This window comes from Oerskovia turbata (assembly GCF_000718325.1).
In the GTDB taxonomy this organism is placed as follows: domain Bacteria; phylum Actinomycetota; class Actinomycetes; order Actinomycetales; family Cellulomonadaceae; genus Oerskovia; species Oerskovia turbata.
Genome location: NZ_JOFV01000022.1, coordinates 24,294 through 43,704, shown reverse-complemented (window position 1 = coordinate 43,704; position 19,411 = coordinate 24,294). Strand labels below are relative to the sequence as shown.

The 19,411-nt window shown below is 70.8% G+C and carries 15 protein-coding genes, 1 pseudogene and 1 riboswitch; of the genes and pseudogenes, 10 read left to right on the top strand and 6 right to left on the bottom strand.

The window, feature by feature from the left end; all coding sequences use genetic code 11:
* The 4 genes and pseudogenes from IE95_RS20245 to IE95_RS0117635 all read right to left on the bottom strand — a co-directional run.
* Positions 1-98, bottom strand: a pseudogene (locus tag IE95_RS20245) (superoxide dismutase); the annotation flags it as partial.
* Between the two features lie 214 nt (positions 99-312).
* Positions 313-954 (bottom strand): lysophospholipid acyltransferase family protein, encoded by a 642-nt coding sequence (locus tag IE95_RS0117645; protein ID WP_030153363.1) that lies wholly within the window; start codon positions 952-954, stop codon positions 313-315.
* A gap of 172 nt (positions 955-1,126) precedes the next feature.
* A complete protein-coding gene (locus IE95_RS0117640; RefSeq protein ID WP_030153362.1) occupies positions 1,127-2,677 on the bottom strand; it encodes an outer membrane protein assembly factor BamB family protein in 1,551 nt (516 codons plus the stop codon).
* Between the two features lie 43 nt (positions 2,678-2,720).
* Positions 2,721-3,953, bottom strand: a complete 1,233-nt coding sequence (locus IE95_RS0117635) for an NYN domain-containing protein (RefSeq protein WP_030153361.1) — start codon at positions 3,951-3,953, stop codon at positions 2,721-2,723.
* A 125-nt stretch (positions 3,954-4,078) separates the two neighbouring features.
* On the opposite strand from IE95_RS0117635, the gene IE95_RS0117630 reads away from it, so the two are divergent.
* The 9 genes from IE95_RS0117630 (at position 4,079) to metE (ending at position 17,885) form a co-directional block, all read left to right on the top strand.
* Positions 4,079-5,311 carry an ROK family transcriptional regulator gene (locus tag IE95_RS0117630; protein WP_051703271.1) on the top strand — a complete coding sequence of 411 codons (1,233 nt, stop codon included), beginning with the start codon at positions 4,079-4,081 and terminating at the stop codon, positions 5,309-5,311.
* Positions 5,311-6,291, top strand: a complete 981-nt coding sequence (locus tag IE95_RS0117625; protein ID WP_084690401.1) for a carbohydrate ABC transporter permease — start codon at positions 5,311-5,313, stop codon at positions 6,289-6,291. Before IE95_RS0117630 ends, IE95_RS0117625 begins: the two co-directional genes overlap by 1 nt.
* A complete protein-coding gene (locus IE95_RS0117620; RefSeq protein WP_084690400.1) occupies positions 6,284-7,180 on the top strand; it encodes a carbohydrate ABC transporter permease in 897 nt (298 codons plus the stop codon). Before IE95_RS0117625 ends, IE95_RS0117620 begins: the two co-directional genes overlap by 8 nt.
* A gap of 42 nt (positions 7,181-7,222) precedes the next feature.
* Positions 7,223-8,488, top strand: a complete 1,266-nt coding sequence (locus tag IE95_RS0117615) for an ABC transporter substrate-binding protein (RefSeq protein WP_030153357.1) — start codon at positions 7,223-7,225, stop codon at positions 8,486-8,488.
* 86 nt (positions 8,489-8,574) lie between these two features.
* On the top strand, positions 8,575-9,768 hold the full coding sequence (locus IE95_RS0117610) for a glycoside hydrolase family 15 protein (protein WP_030153356.1): 1,194 nt from the start codon (positions 8,575-8,577) through the stop codon (positions 9,766-9,768).
* On the top strand, positions 9,765-12,035 hold the full coding sequence (locus tag IE95_RS0117605) for a glycoside hydrolase family 31 protein (RefSeq protein ID WP_030153355.1): 2,271 nt from the start codon (positions 9,765-9,767) through the stop codon (positions 12,033-12,035). The genes IE95_RS0117610 and IE95_RS0117605 overlap by 4 nt, the downstream gene beginning before the upstream one ends.
* Positions 12,036-12,404: 369 nt before the next feature.
* Positions 12,405-14,000, top strand: a complete 1,596-nt coding sequence (locus IE95_RS0117600; protein ID WP_084690399.1) for an Abi family protein — start codon at positions 12,405-12,407, stop codon at positions 13,998-14,000.
* Between the two features lie 245 nt (positions 14,001-14,245).
* Positions 14,246-14,348, top strand: a riboswitch (SAM riboswitch).
* A gap of 112 nt (positions 14,349-14,460) precedes the next feature.
* Complete coding sequence (locus tag IE95_RS0117595) at positions 14,461-15,510, top strand: methylenetetrahydrofolate reductase (RefSeq protein ID WP_036572560.1); 1,050 nt, start codon at positions 14,461-14,463, stop codon at positions 15,508-15,510.
* A 20-nt stretch (positions 15,511-15,530) separates the two neighbouring features.
* A complete protein-coding gene (gene metE, locus IE95_RS0117590) occupies positions 15,531-17,885 on the top strand; it encodes a 5-methyltetrahydropteroyltriglutamate--homocysteine S-methyltransferase (RefSeq protein ID WP_030153352.1) in 2,355 nt (784 codons plus the stop codon).
* A gap of 105 nt (positions 17,886-17,990) precedes the next feature.
* Here the strand turns inward: metE and IE95_RS0117585 are convergent, their stop codons facing one another.
* On the bottom strand, positions 17,991-18,200 hold the full coding sequence (locus IE95_RS0117585; RefSeq protein WP_030153350.1) for a hypothetical protein: 210 nt from the start codon (positions 18,198-18,200) through the stop codon (positions 17,991-17,993).
* Between the two features lie 374 nt (positions 18,201-18,574).
* Here IE95_RS0117585 and IE95_RS0117580 point away from each other — a divergent pair, with 374 nt between their 5' ends.
* The gene (locus IE95_RS0117580; RefSeq protein ID WP_030153342.1) at positions 18,575-18,844 is read left to right on the top strand and encodes a GlsB/YeaQ/YmgE family stress response membrane protein; all 270 of its coding nucleotides are present in this window, start codon (positions 18,575-18,577) and stop codon (positions 18,842-18,844) included.
* 145 nt (positions 18,845-18,989) lie between these two features.
* On the opposite strand, the gene IE95_RS0117575 is transcribed toward IE95_RS0117580, so the two are convergent.
* The gene (locus IE95_RS0117575; protein WP_030153341.1) at positions 18,990-19,301 is read right to left on the bottom strand and encodes a metal-sensitive transcriptional regulator; all 312 of its coding nucleotides are present in this window, start codon (positions 19,299-19,301) and stop codon (positions 18,990-18,992) included.
* Positions 19,302-19,411 lie beyond the last annotated feature (110 nt).

Below are 19,411 nucleotides of genomic sequence, written 5' to 3'. Positions count from 1 at the left end.
TGGTGCTTGGAGTGGTGCAGCTCCATGATGCGGCCGGAGATGTGGGGCTCGAGTGCGCCGTAGTCGTACGACAGCTCGGGAAGGGTGTAGACAGCCATGGTGAGTCCTCTCGTTCGGTGTCGGCCACGCTAGGACCTCAACCGTGGTTGAGGTCAAGTCGGAAGCCCTCGGGGCGCGGCGGTGGCGGGCGGACCCGCCGGGCGCGATCCCTGGGGCACGTGGCCCTGCCCCGAGCACATCACGACCGGGCAGGTCTTGCACGTCCTTCTCAGGAACGTGGCGTGTCCTGGCCGATCGGTGACCGGCGGCCGGTCAGCTCGCGCGCTGCTGGCCGCTCATCGCGTGGATCGAGTCCATGACCTGCTCGGTGAGCTCGCGGCGGGCCTGCGCGGGCTTGCCCGACGTGATCTGGCGTGCGGTCTCGATGGGCGCCCCGAACTGGACGGTCACACGGTGGATGCGCGGGATCCGCGAGCCGACGGGCTGGACCTTGTCGGTGCCCTGGATCGCGACGGGCACGATCGGTGCGTGGCCCGCGAGCGCGAGCCAGGCGACCCCGGTGTGTCCCTTGTGGAGCTTGCCGTCGCGCGACCGCGTGCCCTCGGGGTAGATCCCGAACGCGCCCCCACGGTTGAGCACCTCGAGCGCGTCCTCGAGCGAGCGCTGCCCGGCGCGCGGGTCGTCGCGCTGCACGGGGATGTGGCCGAGGGTCGTGAAGAACCAGCGGGAGATCCGCCCCTTGAGCCCGGTGCCCGTGAAGTACTCGGCCTTGGCGAGGAACGTGACGTGGCGCGGGGCGACGATGGGGATGAGGAGCGAGTCCACGAACGACAGGTGGTTGCTCGCCAGGATGACGGGGCCGCGGCGGGGGATGTTGTTGAGTCCGGTCACCCGTGGCCTCAGCAGCGTGAAGGCCAGGAGCGACAGGATCAGCTTCAGCACCCGATACGTCATCGGACCATTGTGCACCGACGTGCACGCGGGGCCGACAGCGGGGCTCCAGCCCCGGGGTCCGGCGCCCCGACGGGCCCCGGGCTTGCCGGGGAGAACGCGCAGCCGTGCACGGTTTTTCACGCATGGTGGGCCGTTGCGCATGGCTCGGGCGCCCGCACGAGGTGAGCCCGCGTCAGCCGAATGCCCTGATCCTCCCGTCTGCGGCGCTGACGAGCCTGCCCCCGACGGCCATGAACGAGTGGGCCTGGACCGGGATCGTCGTGGTCCACCGCACGCTGCCGTCGGCCAGGTCGATCGAGGTCCACCGCGTCCTCTCGACCGGCTCGACCCCGACGACGACCGTCAGCGCACCGCGGCCGGCGAAGGCCACGGTCACGTCGCTGGTCGACGATCCCCCGCTGTCGGAGGCGTTCCACGTCCAGACCTCCTCACCCGTCGCGTTGTCGATCGCCACCGCACCGGGGTAGGAGGCCACGACCGTCAGATCCTTCGTCACGAGCAGGACACGGGTGGCGTAGCGGGAGAAGGACCAGAGCTCGCGCCCGTCCTCGTCGAACGCCGTGAACCCTGAGCCGCCCTGCGCGAACAGGAGCGGTGGCGCCGTGCCGTCCGTCGCGAGGGGCTCGCTGACGAGAGCACTGGTGGACCAGAGCAGCGTGCCGTCCTCGTCCAGGACGTCCGTCGTCCGTCCGTCCCATGACGTACGGGCGAGCCGTCCGTCGCTCAGGGGCCGGGTGAATCCCCGGTCGGCGCCGCTCACGATCTCGCCCTGCTCCGTGAGCGACGCGTCCACGCCGCACCCCGCGACCGAGATGACGCCGACCAGGCTCAAGAAGTACACGGACTCCCGGTCCTCGACGGTCGACCCGTCCTCCTGCGTGATCTCGCAGGGCCCAGGTCCCTCACCGGGCTCGACCTGGGGGACCCTCGTCGTCCACCGGGCCTCGCCGGTCCGCGCGTCCTCGACCGTCACGACGAGGTCGCTGCCGTCCCGGGCCGCCCTGACCAGGTCGCCGTCGGGCAGGACCTCGGAGACTCCACGCGACGGGTCCAGGTCACGTCGGGCGAGCACCTCGCCGTCGGAGCCCAGGACGGCGACGGTCGTGGACGGCTCGCGCGGGAAGGCGTCCACCGGTCCGCCACCACCCAGGCAGGTGACGAACGAGGTCCTGAAGGGCACCTCGGCGAACGGGCCCACCGTGCCGCAACGGAACCCTGCCAGCTCCTCCCGGCGCCACGACACCTCCCCCGTGGACAGGTCGTGGCCGACCAGAGCGTCCTCGAGGCCCAGGAGCAGGAGGTCGTCGACGAACGCAGGCCGTGCCTCGCCGGTGCCCACGCTCCAGACCTCCTCGGGCGGCTGCGTCAGCCCGACGACCCCGCCCGGCGCCGTCCGCAGCAACGCGTCGGCCTGGCGGGCGCGGACCACGTCCACCGCGGTGAGCCCGCCGAGGACGAGCACGAGGGCCCCGGCCACGCCGGCGACGACCAGGCGTCGGCGGCGGCGCGCCCTCGGGTCGCGCGGAACCGGGACCATGCCGTCCTCACCACCGCTCGTGCCGACGCCGTCGGGTCCGGCGGGAGCGACGTCGTCGGGCGGGGTGTCAGGCCGGTCGGAGGGCGTGCCGGGACGCGAGGTCCGCGGCACGAGCAGGTCGTCGTCCAGGTCGTCGACCGCCTCGAAGGCGATCTGGCGGGGTTGCTCTCGTCGTCGAAAGGGCACGCCCGGAGCCTAGCGGCCGGACGTGCCCTGTCGGGTGGTGAGATCAGCGCGTGGCGACGGACACGAGGTAGTCGTCGGCGTCGTCGTCCCAGCGCAGGTCGATCGCGCCCGCGGTCTGCGCGGCCTTGCAGAACTGGAGGAAGCTGCGGTAGCCGAGCGCCTTCTCGCTGAAGTCGGGGCGCTTCTTGCGGAGCTGGTTCTTGAGGCCCGACAACGGCACCGAGTCGCCCTGCTCGCCCACGACGGTGCGCAGCAGCGCGAAGTCGTCGCCCGCGTGCCCGCGCTCGGGCAGCGAGACCTCGGGGTCACCCGTGGCGGGGCCCGCGCTGAGCTGCACGACACCGCGCTCCTCGAGGTAGCGCAGGAACTCGCCGAAGTTGCGGAAGCCGTAGTCGGCCTCGCTGAACGTGGGGTCCTTGCGCAGCAGCGTGCGCTTGAGCGTCGAGGCCACGACGGCCCCGCTCGACGAGCTCGACAGGTCGGCGAGGGTCTGCGCGACGAGGACCGCGAGGTCCTCGTCCTCGTTGGTCGAGGAGGCCCCGTGCCCGACGGCGGAGCCGAGCTCGGCCTCGACGTCCAGCGGGGCGGGGGTCGGCTCGGGATCCGACGGCGCCGCCTCGGCGGCCGAGGTGGTCGGCGCGGGCGCCGTCGCAGCCTCGGGCGCGGGGACGGCCGCGGCCTTGCTCGACGTGCTCGACGAGCCGGAGCTCGAGCCCGACGAGCGGCTCGACGACTTGCGGGTCGTGCTGCGGTTCGAGCTGTTCGAGGAGCGCTTGCGCTCGACGGGCTCGTCGGGGATCTCGACGCCCTCGAGGCGGTCGTAGAAGAGGAACTCGTCGCACGCGGGCGGAAGCAGCTTGGACGTCGAGTTCTCGACGCCGATCCCGATCACGCGCTTGTTGAGCTCGCGCAGCTTGTGCACGAGGGGCGAGAAGTCGCTGTCCCCTGTACACATCACGAAGGTCGAGATGTACTCACGCTCGAAGGCCATCTCGATCGCGTCGACGACCATCTTGATGTCGGCCGCGTTCTTGCGCGAGGCCCCCATGCGCTGGGGCATCTCGATGAGCTCGACCTGGTGGCGGGTCAGGGAGCGGCGGTCCTCGTCGAAGTAGGACCAGTCGGCGTACGCGCGGCGGACGACGACGCGACCGCGCGCGGCGAGCGCATCGGCGATCGGCTTGAAGTCGAAGGTCATCCCGCCCAGGTGGTCGCGCGCGCCCAGCGCGAGGTTGTCGTAGTCGAGGAAGACGGCCAGACGTTCTTCGGTGTCCATATCGGCCAGGGTATGGCCCGCCCGGTCCGAACGCCCATCCGCCACGGCGACCAGCACGTTTGACACATCTCGGCAGACCGACTTAGTTTGGGGCTAAAGATAGTTCCGAACAAAGGAGTTCTCCGGTGCCGACCACCACCGCTCGAAGCGACCACGGTGCCGCCGCGACGCTCGCTCTCCTCGGAACGCGAGGCCCCAGGAGCCGTGCGGCCATCGCCCGCGAGCTCGGTGTCAGCCCCGCGACCGTCACCCAGATCACCAAGGACCTCGTCGAGCGAGGCCTCCTGGTCGAGCTCGAGACCGTGCCGAGCCAGGGCGGACGCCCCGCCCGCCTCCTCGGGCTGAGCAGCGCCCCCGCCCCCCGCGCGATCGGCGCCAAGGTCACGGCCGACCACGTCGCGGTCGTGTCGGTCGGATTCGACGGCGAGGCGCTCTCGCAGTCGTCGCACCCGTTCGACCCCCGACGCCCCGACGCGCTCGACGCCCTCGGGCACCTCCTGCGCGACGTCCTCGCGGCCGAGGACGGCCCCGTCCTCGGCGTCGGGATCGGCATCCCCGGCTCGGTCGACGCCCAGGCCTCCGGGATCGTGACCGCCCCGACGCTCGGCTGGACCGCGGTCCCCGTCGGCGCCTCGCTGCGCCACACGCTGGGCGTGCCCGTCCTCGTCGAGAACGACGTCAACACCCTGGCCGTCGCCGAGCACCTGTACGGCACCGGGCACGAGCACGCGTCGTTCCTCGTCCTGACGATCGGTCGCGGCATCGGCTCGGGGCTCGTGGTCGACAGCACCATCCGGCGCGGCGCCGCGGGCGGGGCCGGCGAGATCGGCCACTTCCCCGTGACCGAGGGCGGCCCGCTCTGCGGGTGCGGCAACCACGGGTGCCTCGAGGCGTACATCGGCGACGACGCACTGCGCACCCGTGCGATCGCCGCAGGCGTCATCGGCCCCGACGGGACGGTCGCCGAGCTCGTGGCCCGCGCCGACGCGGGAGACCAGGGCGCCCGGGACCTGTACCACGAGGCCGGACGACTGCTCGGCCGCACCCTCGCAGGCGTCGTCCACCTCCTCGACCCTGAGCTCGTCGTCCTGCTCGGCGAGGGCATCGGCGCCTGGGCCCACTGGCAGAGCGGCTTCGAGAAGACGTTCCGGGCACACCTCCTGCCCTCCCGCCGGGCCATCCCGTTCGTCGTCGAGCCCTGGGCCGACGACAAGTGGGCCCTGGGCGCCGCCGCCCTCGTCCTGGCCACCCCGTTCGACGCCGCGGGCGCGTCGGGCGAGCAGGGACGGCTCGTCGTCGCCCGCATGCAGACCGACACCGGCAGCGCGCCGGCCCTCACCCCCACGAGGAGACAGTGATGTCCGTCCCCGCCACGGCGCCGCCACGGGCGGCTGCACCGAAGCGCCCGACCCCGCAGCGACAGAGCACGTCCTCACGGTCGCGGTGGCGCAACCGGGGGTGGGTCCTGTTCTTCCTGCTCCCCAGCGCCGTCCCGCTCGTCGTGTTCACGCTCGCCCCCATGGTGAACTCGCTCTGGGTGAGCCTGCACGACTGGAACCTCGTCTCGCCCATGACGTGGGTCGGCCTCGACAACTACGCCGACCTGCTGACCTCGAGCGACACGTGGCGGGTTCTCGGGAACACGCTGTTCTACATCCTGGGCTACCTGCCCCTCGTCTACGTGGGCGGCCTGGGCCTGGCCATGCTGCTCAACCGGGCTCTCAAGGGCCGCACGTTCTTCCGCGCGGCCTACTTCCTGCCCGTCATCACGAGCTGGGTCGTCGTGGCCCTCGTGTGGCAGTGGCTCCTCAACCCGTCCAACGGCCTCGTCAACCAGCTCATCCAGCCGGTGCTCGACGGGCTCAACGGGCTCTTCGGGACCGACATGACGGCCCCCGGGTGGTGGACCGACCCGCAGTGGGCGATGCCCTCGGTGATCCTCGCCTCGGCGTGGAAGGACCTCGGGTTCGTCATGGTCATCCTGCTCGCCGGTCTCCAGGCGATCCCCGGTGACGTGCTCGAAGCCGCCCGGGTCGACGGCGCGGGCGCCTGGAAGCGCTTCTGGCACATCACGTTCCCGCTGCTGTCCCCCTCCACGTTCTTCGTGCTCGTCATCTCGCTCATCAACGGCTTCCAGGTCTTCGACCAGGTGTACGTGATGACGGGCGGCGGACCGTCCGGCGCGAGCCAGGTCGTGGTCGGTCAGATCTACGACCTCACGTTCCGCTACGGCCGGGCCGGAGACGCGTCCGCACTGTCCTGGATCCTCTTCGTCCTGATCCTCATCGTCACCGCGCTCCAGATGCGCGGTCAGCGCAGGTGGGTGAACCATGCCTGAGACCCTCGTCCCGACAGCCCCCGTCAGCCCCGCCCCCGCGGCGGCCGATCCCCTGCGGCGCCCCCGGCGCTCCGCCGGTCAGATCCTCGGACGCATCGCCCTGTACGCGTCCGTCGTCGTCGGCGCGGTCATCATGCTCTTCCCGTTCCTGTGGACGGTCATCACGTCGATCACGCCGGCCGGATCGCTCTCGGGCGGTCCGTCGCTGATCGTCGAGGACCCGACGCTCGACGCCTACCGGACCCTCATGGAATCCATGCCGGTCTGGCGGATCATCGCGAACTCGTTCGGGGTCGCGGTCGTCGCGACCCTGCTGCAGATGATCACGGGCTCCATGGCGGCCTACGGCTTCAGCCGTCTGCGCTTCAAGGGCAAGAACGTCGTGTTCGCGGCCTACCTGGCGACCCTCATGATCCCGCTCCAGGTCCTCGTCGTGCCGCTGTTCATCCAGATGACCCGGCTCAACCTCAACGACACGTACTTCGCGCTGCTCGCCCCGACGATCGCGTCCGCGTTCGGCATCTTCCTCCTGCGCCAGGCCGTCGACGGCGTGCCCCGCGAGCTCGACGAGGCCGCGACGCTCGACGGCGCCGGTCACCTGCGGATCTTCGGCCTCATCGTCCTGCCCCTCGTCAAGCCCGCGCTCGCGACGCTCGCGGTCTTCGCCTTCATGGGCTCCTGGAACAGCTTCCTGTGGCCCCTCGTCGTCATCCGCTCCCCCGAGCTCATGACGCTCCCCCTCGGCCTGTCCACGCTCCAGGGCCAGTTCACGACCCAGTGGGACGTCGTCATGGCGGGCTCGGTCGTGTCGATCCTGCCGATCGCGATCGTCTACATGTTCGCGCAGCGCCACATCATCGCCGGCATGTCCCACACCGGCCTCAAGTAGTCCCCCGCAGTAGCACGCACCCCCACCGAAAGGAGAGGTCTCATGACCTCACGCTTTGCCAAGCGCACCGCCGCGCTGGTCCCGCTCGCCCTTCTCGGCGCCACCGTCCTCACGGGCTGCGCCCAGGGATCGGCCACGACGACCACGGGCGAGGACGGCAAGACCGTCGTGCGCTACATGAACTTCACGTCCAACGACGGGCACGAGAAGGACCTCGACACCATCGTCGCGGCCTACGAGAAGGAGAACCCGGACGTCGACGTCCAGGTCGAGACGATCCCGTACGCGGACTACTTCACCAAGCTGCAGACCGCGTTCGCCGGGAAGACCGTCGCGGACGTCGTGGACCTCAACTACGAGAACTTCGTGTCCTACGCCGAGTCGGGCGCCCTCGCGCCCCTCGAGGACGTGGACGCCGCCCCGTACAAGGACACGCTCCTGGAGTCCTTCACGCACGACGGCACCCAGTACGGGCTCCCGTCGTCGTACTCCAACGTCGTCCTCTACTACAACAAGGCCCTCTTCGACGCCGCCGGGCTCGAGTACCCCACGGCCGACTGGACATGGGCGGACGAGCAGGCCGCGGCGACCGCGCTGACCGACACCGCCGCAGGCGTGTACGGCGACTTCCAGCCCGTGACGTTCCACGAGTTCTACAAGGTGCTGGACCAGGCGGGGGGTCAGTTCTTCACCGAGGACGGCTCGGCCTCGGCGTTCGACAGCCCGGAGGGCGTCAAGGCGGCCACCTGGCTCGTCACCAAGCCTGGGACGGTCATGCCCACCGAGGCCGACGGGTCGAGCACGCCCGACTTCGACAAGGACCTCTTCTCGGCCGGCAAGCTCGGCATGTGGCACTCGGGCATCTGGATGTTCGACGCCCTGTCCCAGGTCGAGGGCCTCGACTGGGACATCGTCGTCGAACCCGGTGACGCCTCGAAGGCCTCGGCCCTGTTCACCAACGGGGTGGCCGTGACCGCCGCCTCGAAGGAGAAGGAGGCCGCCCAGGACTTCGCGGAGTTCCTCACGGTCTCGCCCACCGCGGTCGACACCCGGCTCGCGAGCTCGTGGGAGCTTCCGCCCGTCGCCGACGAGGAAGCCCTCGCCCCGTACCTCGAGCAGACGCCGCCCACGAACCGTCAGGCCGTGATCGACGCCCTCGACACGGTCGCGCTCCCGCCCGTGATCGCAGCCCAGCAGGAGATGCAGGACGCGATCAACGAGGAGCTGTCCAACGCGGCCGCAGGCCGCAAGACCGTCGAGCAGGCCCTCACCGACGCCGCCTCGCGCGTCGACGCGCTGCTCGGCTGACGCCCCCAGCCGGCGGGTCGTGGCGTCCCCCTGCGCCACGACCCGACACCTCCGAACCACCCACCCTCAGCACCAGGACGACATCCATGAGCCTCGCCCTTCCCACGACGACCGACGACCTCGACCACCTGCGCGACCTGGCGCGGACCAGCGCGGAGGTGATCGCACAGCACCAGGACACGGGCGGCGCCTACCCGGCCTCGCCCACGTTCAGCGCCTACCAGGGCTACGCGTGGTTCCGGGACGGGTCGTTCACCGCCGAGGGGATGTCCCGCTACGGCGACGTCGAGTCCGTCGACCGGTTCCACCGGTGGGCAGTGGGCGTCCTGGCGTCCCGCGGCGACCACGTCGCGGACCTCCTCGCGCGGGCCGACCGCGGCGAGCAGCTCCCCCTGACCGACATGCTCCCCACGCGCTTCCTGCTCGACGGCGCCGACGGCCAGGACCCCTGGTGGGACTTCCAGACCGACGGCTACGGCATGTGGCTGTGGCAGCTCGTGACGCACGCCGAGCGCCACGACCGCCCCCTCGACCCGTACCGCGACGCCGTGCAGATCGCCGTCGACTACCTCTTCGCGACGTGGCAGCTCCCCTGCTACGACTGGTGGGAGGAGCACGTCGAGGAGCGCCACCCCTCGACCCTGGCCCCGGTCCGCGCAGGCCTCCTGGCCGTCGCGGGCGCCCGGCTCGCCGACGGCTCCCCGCTGCTCGACGACGCCCGCTCGGCCCGCGCCCGCGAGGTCGCCGAGGCGATCACGGCACTCGTGCGCGCCGAGGGCATGACGTCGGGCCGCGCGAGCGACCCCGACGCCCCGCACCTCGCGAAGTGGTTCGGCTCGGGCGCGGTCGACGCGTCGCTCGCTGCCTGCGTCGTCCCGTTCGGCCTCGTCGAGCCCGGCTCTCCCGTCGCGGAGGCCACGCTCGACGCCGTCGCGCGCGACCTCGACGTCGACGGCGGCGTGCACCGCTTCCGCGCCGACGTGTTCTACGGCGGCGGCCAGTGGCTGCTGCTGTCCGCGCTCCTCGGATGGAACCACGCCATCGCGGGCCGGACCGACGAGGCGTGGCGCCACCTGCGCTGGATCGCCTCGCAGGCCCAGCCCGACGGACAGATGCCCGAGCAGGTCCCCGACCATCTGATGCACCCCGCCTCGCGCGACGAGTGGATCGAGAAGTGGGGGCCCGTGGCCCTGCCGCTCCTCTGGTCCCACGGCATGTACCTGATCCTGGCCGACGAGCTCGGCCTCCTGACCGACACGACGACGGAGCAGCACTCATGACCACCCTGATCCACCGCCCGGCCGGCATCGGCCACCCCTACGCCGCGTCCGCAGACCAGCGCGTGCCCGTGCGGCCGAACGTCGGCAGCCCCGTGAGCCTGGGCGTCGTCGTCGAGGACGCCCCCGCCGACGTCACCGTGACGTGCGAGTGGGACGACGGCGAGCAGGTCACGACGTTCGCCGCCGCGCCCGGGTCCGTGTCCCCCGCGGACGCGGCCGCGCTCGCGGGCGGCGACGGTCACCTCGCCGCAGCGCAGGCGGGCCAGCTCGCCGCCGACGGTGCGTGGCACGCCACGAGCCCCGACCTCGACGCAGGGCGTCGCTACCGCTACCGCTTCACGGCCGACGGCGTGAGCACCGAGTGGTTCGAGGTCAGCGCGGGGACGTGGACCTCGACCGCTCCGGCCGGGGCCCGCGGGGTGACCGTGGGCGGCGTGCCCGCCGACGAGCACCCGCTCGTCGTCCCCGGCTCGGTCGAGTGGTGGACCGACGAGGACGGCGCCCGGCGCGTGCGGTTCGCGTTCCGCCTCGCGGAGTCCGAGCACGTCGTCGGCTTCGGCGAGCGTTTCGACGCGGTCGACCAGCGCGGCAAGCGCCTCGATGCCGTCGTGTTCGAGCAGTACAAGTCGCAGGGCGCGACGGGCCGCACCTACATGCCCATGCCGTTCGCGCACGTCGTGGGCGGCTCCGGCTGGGGCTTCCACGTCCGCACGTCGCGCCGCACCTGGTACGACGTCGCCGCGTCCTCGCCCGACCTGCTCGTCGTCGAGACGGCGCTGGGCGACGACGCCGCGCTCGACGTCGGCGTCTACGCGGGCAGCCCCACGGAGGTCCTCAAGGCGTTCGGCGACGAGGTCGGCCGCGCCGAGGAGCTCCCGTCGTGGGTCCTGGGCCTGTGGGCGTCGGGCAACGAGTGGAACACCCAGCAGCTCGTCATGGACCAGATGGACGCGCACCGCGACCTCGACGTCCCCGTGAGCGTCGTCGTGATCGAGGCGTGGAGCGACGAGGAGGGCATCACGATCTTCCGCGACGCCCGCTACGAGACCAACGCTGACGGCGCCCCGCACGCCGCCTCGGACTTCACGTACCCGGCCGACGGCGCCTGGCCGGACCCGAAGGGCATGATCGACGAGCTGCACTCCCGCGGCATCAAGGTCGTCCTGTGGCAGATCCCGCTGCTCAAGACCGAGCACGACCTCGGCCCCGACGTGCCCCACGAGGCCCAGGTGCTCGCCGACGGGCGCGCCATGGTCGCGGCCGGGCACGCGGTCCGCGAGGAGGACGGCAGCCCCTACCACAACCGCGGTTGGTGGTTCCCGCAGTCCCTCATGGCCGACCTCTCGACCCCCGAGGGCCGTGAGTGGTGGACCGCACGCCGCCAGTATCTCGTGGGCGAGCTCGACGTCGACGGCTTCAAGACCGACGGCGGCGAGCACGCGTGGGGAGACGAGCTCCGCTACGCCGACGGGCGCCGGGGCGACGAGGGCAACAACCTCTACCCCGTGCACTACGCCCGCGCGTTCGGCGACCTGCTGCGCGCGAACGGCAAGGCTCCCGTGACGTTCTCCCGCGCCGGGTTCACCGGGTCGCAGGCCCACGGCCTGCACTGGGCGGGCGACGAGAACTCGACCTGGGAGGCGTTCCGCTGGTCCATGAACGCAGGCATCACGGCCTCTGCGTGCGGCATCGTCTACTGGGGTTGGGACCTCGCCGGCTTCTCCGGGCCCGTGCCCGGCTCGGAGCTCTACCTGCGCGGGGTCGCGGCCGCGACGTTCAGCCCGGTCATGCAGTACCACTCGGAGTTCAACCACCACCAGCGCCCCCTGCGGGACCGCACCCCCTGGTACGTGGCCGAGACCAACGACGACCCCGAGGTCGTCGACGTGTTCCGCGCCTACGCCCAGCTCCGCGAGCGCCTCGTGCCCTACCTCGCCGAGCAGGCGCGGCACTCGATCGAGACCGGTGCCCCGCTCATGCGCGGGCTGTTCGTCGACCACCCGCACGACGAGAACGTGTGGGCCCACACCGACGAGTTCCAGCTCGGTGACGACCTGCTCGTGCACCCCGTCACCGAGGAGGGCGCAACCACCTGGACGACGTACCTCCCCGCCGGGGAGTGGGTCGACGCCTGGACGGGGCGGCCCGCCACGGGCAAGGCCCACGGTTCCGGGGTCCTCGTGACGCGGGACGTCCCGCGCGACGTCATCCCGGTGTACGTGCGCACCTCCGCGTGGGAGGGGCTGGCGGCGGTCTTCGCGCAGTAGTCGCTTGTCGGTCCGGCGGGCCGGCGGTCCGGCGGTCCGGCGGTCCGGCGGTCCGGCGGTCCGGCGGGCAGACGCGCAGCACCAGCGGTGAGCAGGGCCCCACCCGTCCGCAGGTGGGGCCCTGCTCGCACATGCTGTCGCTGCTGCCGGAAGCCCGCAGACGGATGAGCCCGGCTCTCGTCGTCAAGCCGCCAGCCCTGGTTCCTCTCAACGCCGGGATCACCGGGACCATGGCCGTCGCAACCCTTGACGCTCCTCCCCTTCGCCCGTAACCTGGTGGCAACACGACAGGCTCGCTTCTCTTGATGAGACGCGGGCCTGTTCTTTTTCGTTCTACCACTCCAGTGCCTGCTCCAGTAGATTGCGCACGTGACGAGCCTGGACAGCACTTACGCAAAGCCGTTCCTGACGGTGCCGGAGCAGGCTCGTCGTCTACGCGAGCGCGGGATGGACTGCAGCACAGCGTCCTTCGCATCCGGCATCCTGGAACGCTACGGGTACTACCGTCTCTCGGGCTACTGGCATCTGTATCGGGCACGACCGACGCCTCCCGAACCGCAGCTCGACGATGATGGGCGCGAGATCCGACTCGACTCGTTCGTCGACGGGACCAGTCTCGCGCACGTAGTTGCCCTCTACGACTTTGACCACGAGCTCCGTACGCGCCTGAACGACATGCTCAGCTCGATCGAGACCTCGTTCCGGTTCTTCATCGGCCACAGGCTCGGCAGGGCCGGCACGTTCGCGCATAGGTGTCCGGAGACTCTGGGAGCGGTGCACGATCCCGAACCCGGTGCGGTTCCCGAACCGACTGCGGCCTATCGCGAATGGCTCGAGGAGTACGACCGCCACGAGCGACGCGCACGGGACGTGTTCGTCTTGCACTTCCGCGAGAAGTACGGGCCACATCTCCCGATCTGGGTCGCAACCGAGGTGATGTCGTTCGGGGTACTCAGCAACCTCTATACCTTAATGCCGCAGGTCGACCAAGAGATTCTCGCTGCGCGATTTCAGGTCCACACCGCTGACGGTCGCGGGGACCGTGGGGCACTTGCAAACTGGCTCAACAACCTTCGGAACGTGCGGAATATCTGCGCACACTACGGTCGACTGTGGAATCGCACGTTTGACGTTCTGATCGACGCTCCGGGGCAGGCGCGGAAGGGGGCCGGCGACACCCACCTCGCTTGCCTCGCCGACACAGGAGTCAACAACAAGCTCTACGGCGTGGTCCTGATCATGCGCCATCTGCTCTTGAGCATCGCGCCGGGTCGGACCGATGTAGTCGATCTCGTCGACTTCATCGAGTCTCGGTCGCTGGGGCTTCGGTTCTCGATGGGTCAGCTGGGCTTCCCCACCGACTGGAGATCAAGTCCGGTCTGGGACCGCGGATTCAGGATCGACTCTGCGCCCATGCTGGCGGCGAACTTGCTCGATCAGACCGAGAGCCTCACCGCCGCCAAGACCCGCGCAGCGCTCGTTGACGTTGAATTCGAGGCGACCGGGACGCCACCGCCGTCGGAGCAGGCGGGACGCGCGAGGAAGAGGGCCCAGCGACAGCTGCTGAGGACCTATCGACATTTTGGGGTGGTGCTCGAGGTCGAGATCGGCGGGGCGAAGTACTATCCCGCGTTCCAGTTCCGTGACGGGAAGATCATTGATGCGCTCGCAGAGGTGAACAAGTTCCTCAGCGACACGTGCGTCGGCGCTCAACCCGTGCACGTCACGGCGGCCCTGCTCGACTGGTGGCAGACACCACACCCACGTTTGCCTCAGCAGACAGATGGCTCCTGTCAGTCACCTCTCGACCTGCTGAACTCGGTGTCCGAGGCCTGCTTTACACGGATCACCGAGGAGACCGGCGCCCTGACCAGTTTCGCGGTACAGCTCATGGCTGACTCACCCGTGCCCGCGCACGAGTCCGCGTCCGCGATGTCTGAGCCTGTGTCGACGATCAACCATTGAACCGCACTCGACAGCGTGAGTCACCCGGCACCGACAAGCCGGTGCGGCGATCGAGCGAGGTCGGCCCCCCAGTCCTCCCAACGCGTGAACAGGCGTACGTTGGAAGGACGACCGCAGGGCCCGAGGGAGCGCCCCGCGACCGCGTGGACGCACCGTGGACCCGGTCGCAGGACCACCCCGGACCCCTCCGTCTCACGCTTCGAGCAGATACTGGCTCAGATCATGGATTCCCCCTACGATCGTCAACACCATCCAGAGCGGTCGAGAGTCCTGGCTCGTTGACACCGCAGCAACCCCCCAACGGAAGCCTCCCGCGGGTACGGGTGCTACAGCCAGGTTCGATGGAGCGATTCATGACCGAGGCATCTTCCTGCGCAACCCCGCACTGCACCGGGTTCCCACGCGCCAACCGCACGGCCGTCCTGGCCACCACCAGCACGCCCCTCCCGGCGGTCGCGCGATGAGCATCGTCGACCTGGGGCACTTCGGGCACGAGGCACCGCGACCCACGGTGTCGTTCGAGCTCATGCCCCCGCGCCGTCCCGACGCCGCGCCCAAGTTCTGGGAGACGGCTCGCCGCCTCGTCGCGACGTCCCCCGACTTCGTGTCGGTCACGTACGGCGCGGCGGGCACGGACCGCGAGACCTCCCGCCGTGTCATCAGCCAGCTCCTGCACGGCACGCCCGTGCTGCCGATCGCGCACCTGACGTGCGTGGGTGCGTCGCGCGAGGACGTCGAGGACGTCATCACGGACTTCCTCGACGCGGGCGTGCGCAGCTTCCTCGCCCTGCGGGGCGACCCTCCGCGCGACCAGCCGGACTGGCGCCCCGCCGAGGACGGCGTGCGGTCGAGCACCGAGCTCGTGGCCCTGCTGCGCGAGGTCGAGGCGTCGCGCTGCGCCGCGAGCCCGAGCGTCGCGCTGCGCGGCGCGGCCCGCCCGCTGACCATCGCGGTCGCGACGTTCCCCGACGGGAACCTGGCCGCCGGGACGAGCCGCACCCAGGAGGTGCGCCGCCTCTGGCAGAAGCAGCAGGCCGGTGCGGACTTCGCGATCACGCAGCTCTTCTACGAGGCGTCCTCCTACATCGACTTCGTCGCCGAGGCGCGCGCCGCGGGCGTGACCATCCCGATCCTCGCTGGCCTCCTGCCCATGACGGACCCGGCCCGCCTCGCGCGCGTCGAGGAGCTCACGGGCGTCCCGGCACCGCGCCGCGTCGTCGAGGCTCTTGAGGCCGAGCCGGACCCGGACGCGCGCCACGCCCTGGGCATCCGGCACTCGGTCGAGCTCGCGCGCCGCGTCCTCGCGGCCGGCGCGCCCGGCCTCCACATCTACACGTTCAACAAGCACCAAGCCGCTCTAGACCTGCTCGAGGGAGTCGACCTCGGCGGTGGGGCAGCGGGGGACGCCGACGGCGTCTCGTCCCGCACCCCCGACCTGGCCAGCGGGCCGTGGGTCTCCGGCACTCCCCTTCCCTCCGCCGAGCCTGCCCTGGGCAGCTCCTCGGTCTGACCAGTTCAGAGGTATTCACCATGAGTGCACCCACGTTCCCGTCCGGTTCCGTCCTCGGATACCCCCGCATCGGCCCGCGCCGCGAGCTCAAGAAGGCCGTCGAGTCCTTCTGGGCCGGCCGGACCGCCGCCGACGAGCTCGAGGCCACGGCCTCGGCGCTGCGCGTCGCCGCAGCGAAGCGCCTCGTCGACCTGGGCCTCGACGCCTCGTCGGGCGCCGTACCCGGCTCGTTCTCCTACTACGACCAGGTGCTCGACGTCGTCGCTCTCCTCGGGGCGGTCCCGTCGCGCTTCGCGTCGCTCACCGACGAGAAGGGTGCGCTGGACCTCGCGGGCTACTTCACGGTCGCGCGCGGCGCGGGCGAGGACGCCCCGCTCGAGATGACCAAGTGGTTCGACACGAACTACCACTACCTGGTCCCCGAGATCAGCGAGTCGACGCCGTTCCGCTTCGCGGACGACCGCATCGTGCGCCAGTTCGTCGAGGCCAAGGACGCGGGCGTCGTGACCCGGCCCGTCGTCGTCGGGCCGGTCACGTTCCTCGCGCTGTCCAAGGCCGCCGACGACAGCGCACCCGGGTTCAGCCCGCTCTCGCGCCTCGCGGACGTCCTGCCCGTGTACGTCGAGCTGCTGCGCGCCCTGGCCGCGGCGGGCGCACCGTGGGTGCAGCTCGACGAGCCCGCGCTCGTGTCCGACTCGATCGACGTCCCGGCCGCCGAGGTCCATGCCGCGGTCACCGAGGCGTACCGCGTGCTCGCGAGCGAGCTCGCGGTGGGTTCCGAGCGTCCCGCGATCCTCGTGGGGGCGCCGTTCGGCGGTCTCCAGGGTGAGCACGACGGCCTCGCGCTCCTCGCCGCGACCGACGTCGAGGCGATCTCGCTCGACCTCGTCAAGGGCGCCGTCCCGGCGGGCCCCGTCGCGGGCCTCGCGGACAAGACTGTCGTCGCGGGCGTGGTCGACGGCCACAACGTCTGGCGTGCCGACCTCGCGGCGAAGCTCGCCCTGGTCGAGGGGCTGTCCGGCCTGGGAGCAGGCGCCGTCACCGTCGGCACCTCGACCTCGCTCCTGCACGTCCCGCACGACGTCGAGGACGAGGACTGGACGACCGGCGCGATCGACGTGCGCCTGCGCGACTGGCTCGCGTTCGCCGACCAGAAGGTCGGGGAGGTCGCGGTCCTCGCGCGCGCCCTGACCGAGGGCCGCGACGCCGTCGGCGCCGAGATCGAGGCGTCCCGCGCGGCCGTCGCGAGCCGCGCCGAGGCGAGCGGCGTCGTCGTGCCTGCGGTGCGCGAGCGGGCCGCGGCCCTGACCGAGGGTGACTTCTCGCGCGGCGACTACGCCGAGCGCGCGGCCGCCCAGCAGGCCACGCTGAACCTTCCGCTGCTGCCGACCACGACCATCGGGTCGTTCCCGCAGACCCCGGAGATCCGCCGGGCGCGTGCGCTCAACGTCAAGGGCGAGCTGTCCGACGCGGACTACACGACCGCGATGCAGGACGAGATCCGCCGCGTGGTCGAGCTCCAGGAGCAGATCGGCCTGGACGTCCTGGTGCACGGCGAGCCCGAGCGCAACGACATGGTGCAGTACTTCGCGGAGAACCTCGACGGGTTCGCGGTCACGGCGAACGGCTGGGTCCAGTCGTACGGGTCGCGCTGCGTGCGCCCGCCGATCCTGTGGGGCGACGTCACGCGTCCGGCCCCCATCACGGTCGACTGGTCGACGTTCACGGCCTCGCTCACCGAGAAGCCGGTCAAGGGCATGCTGACCGGTCCGGTCACGATCCTCGCGTGGTCGTTCGTGCGCGACGACCAGCCGCTCGGGGACACGGCGAACCAGGTGGGCCTGGCGCTGCGCGACGAGATCGCGGACCTGGAGGCGGCCGGCATCGGCATCATCCAGGTCGACGAGCCCGCTCTGCGCGAGCTCCTGCCCCTGCGCAGGGCCGACCAGGCCGCGTACCTCGACTGGTCGGTAAGCTCATTCCGCCTCGCGACCGCAGGGGTCGTGGCCGAGACGCAGATCCACACGCACCTGTGCTACTCGGAGTTCGGTGAGGTCATCGGCGCGATCGACGGCCTCGACGCCGACGTGACGTCGGTCGAGGCCGCGCGCTCGCGCATGGAGATCGTGCCCGAGCTCGCCGAGGCCGGCTACGCGCGCGGCATCGGCCCGGGCGTGTACGACATCCACTCGCCGCGCGTCCCGTCGACCGAGGAGGTCACCGACCTGCTCGAGCTCGCCGTGAAGTCGATCGACCCGCGCCTCGTGTGGGTCAACCCGGACTGCGGCCTCAAGACGCGCCGCTACGAGGAGACCGTGGCGTCGCTCGAGAACCTCGTCTCGGCGACGAACGCGGTGCGCGCACAGCTCGGCTGACGCGCTCGACGACGCTCGACAGGCGGACGACGCCCGACAGACGAGGGAGGGGCTCCGCACCATCGGTGCGGAGCCCCTCCCTCGTGCGGCGGCCGTCGGGCCGGGTCAGCGGTCGCGGCCCGCCATCGGGACGAAGCAGCCGAGGGTGACCAGGAGGAGACCGGCGGAGAAGATGAGCGCGTGGTTCGACTCGACCGTGAAGGCCCACCCGAAGGCGACGATCCCGCCCACGAACAGGACCATCGCCACGAGGAAGCGGGCGACGGCCCCGGCTCGCTCGGTGGCCTCGTTGCGCTGCGTCGTCTGGCTGCTCATGCTCTTCGCTCCGTACTGGTCGTGTCGTGGGTTCACGGGTGGTTCTTGCGGGCCGCAGGAAGGGCCTTCCCGACGACGGCACGCACGCGAGGCGTCTGGCCGCCGGTCCAGGTAGTGCTCCACCGTACCGGCATCCCGGTTCGATGCGGCATCCGGATCACCGCGGGCTCGTGGCCGGCACCCGAGCCCTTCCTCACGGTACGACCAGGTGCGTGGGCGCGCGATGCCACCCGTCGCGGGCCCACGCAAGCGGAAGAGCGCGAAAAGTGACGTGTCCGACGTTCGGCGTCTTTCGACGTGCGAGCCGCCCGAGGCGGTGTCAAGGTAGGGACTCACCGGCCAATAAGGCACATACGGGACAAAAGGAGAATGACATGGGTTTCCTCGCATTCATCGTTCTGGGACTGCTCGCCGGACTCATCGCTCGCGCCATCCTCCCGGGCAAGCAGACCGGGTCGATCCTGATGACGATCCTCCTCGGGATCCTCGGCGCACTGCTCGGCGGCTGGCTCGGGAGCGTCCTGTTCTCGGCGCCGCTCGAGGAGTTCTTCTCGATCCAGACGTGGCTGCTCGCGATCGTGGGCTCCGTGATCGTGCTGGGCGTCTACGGCGCGATCCGCGGCCGCAACGGCCGCACCGCCTGACCGCACGGTCCCCCAGGCCGTCACCGCGCGCCCGTCGCGCCCCGTCCGGCCGCGGTGGCAACACGAAAGGCCCGCCTCCTCGTCGCGAGGAGGCGGGCCTTTCGTCGCGCCGGAGCGCCGGGCCGGTCAGGAGGTCGGGAACCGGTCAGGAGCGGACCAGTCGAGCGATCGCGTCGCTCGCCTCCTTGATCTTGAGCGCTCCGGCGTCCTCGCCCATCTTGGCCGCGTCGACGACGCAGTGCTTGAGGTGGTCGTCGAGCAACGCCAGCGCGACGACCTCGAGGGCGCTCGTGAGGGCGCTGATCTGCGTGAGGATGTCGATGCAGTACTTCTCGTCGTCGATCATCTTGGAGATTCCGCGGGCCTGCCCCTCGATGCGGCCCATGCGCTTGAGGTAGTTCTCCTTGTCGCTCATGTACCCGTGATGCTGCGTCGAGGGCTCGCGAGAATTTTCCATCGTGCATTCCTTACGTTCCGGCAGTGCGAGGACGTCGAGATCGGTGACAACCAATGCTCGGGCTGTTGACATAATACCAGCCGTCATCAATCACCTCTTTTCCGCACGAC

Coding starts and splice junctions, on each gene's coding strand:
- IE95_RS0117645 (WP_030153363.1), bottom strand. CDS start 954: ATGACGTATCGGGTGCTGAAGCTGATCCTGTCGCTCCTGGCCTTCACG.
- IE95_RS0117635 (WP_030153361.1), bottom strand. CDS start 3,953: ATGGACACCGAAGAACGTCTGGCCGTCTTCCTCGACTACGACAACCTC.
- IE95_RS0117625 (WP_084690401.1), top strand. CDS start 5,311: ATGTCCGTCCCCGCCACGGCGCCGCCACGGGCGGCTGCACCGAAGCGC.
- IE95_RS0117620 (WP_084690400.1), top strand. CDS start 6,284: ATGCCTGAGACCCTCGTCCCGACAGCCCCCGTCAGCCCCGCCCCCGCG.
- IE95_RS0117615 (WP_030153357.1), top strand. CDS start 7,223: ATGACCTCACGCTTTGCCAAGCGCACCGCCGCGCTGGTCCCGCTCGCC.
- IE95_RS0117610 (WP_030153356.1), top strand. CDS start 8,575: ATGAGCCTCGCCCTTCCCACGACGACCGACGACCTCGACCACCTGCGC.
- IE95_RS0117605 (WP_030153355.1), top strand. CDS start 9,765: ATGACCACCCTGATCCACCGCCCGGCCGGCATCGGCCACCCCTACGCC.
- IE95_RS0117595 (WP_036572560.1), top strand. CDS start 14,461: ATGAGCATCGTCGACCTGGGGCACTTCGGGCACGAGGCACCGCGACCC.
- metE (WP_030153352.1), top strand. CDS start 15,531: ATGAGTGCACCCACGTTCCCGTCCGGTTCCGTCCTCGGATACCCCCGC.
- IE95_RS0117585 (WP_030153350.1), bottom strand. CDS start 18,200: ATGAGCAGCCAGACGACGCAGCGCAACGAGGCCACCGAGCGAGCCGGG.
- IE95_RS0117580 (WP_030153342.1), top strand. CDS start 18,575: ATGGGTTTCCTCGCATTCATCGTTCTGGGACTGCTCGCCGGACTCATC.
- IE95_RS0117575 (WP_030153341.1), bottom strand. CDS start 19,301: ATGGAAAATTCTCGCGAGCCCTCGACGCAGCATCACGGGTACATGAGC.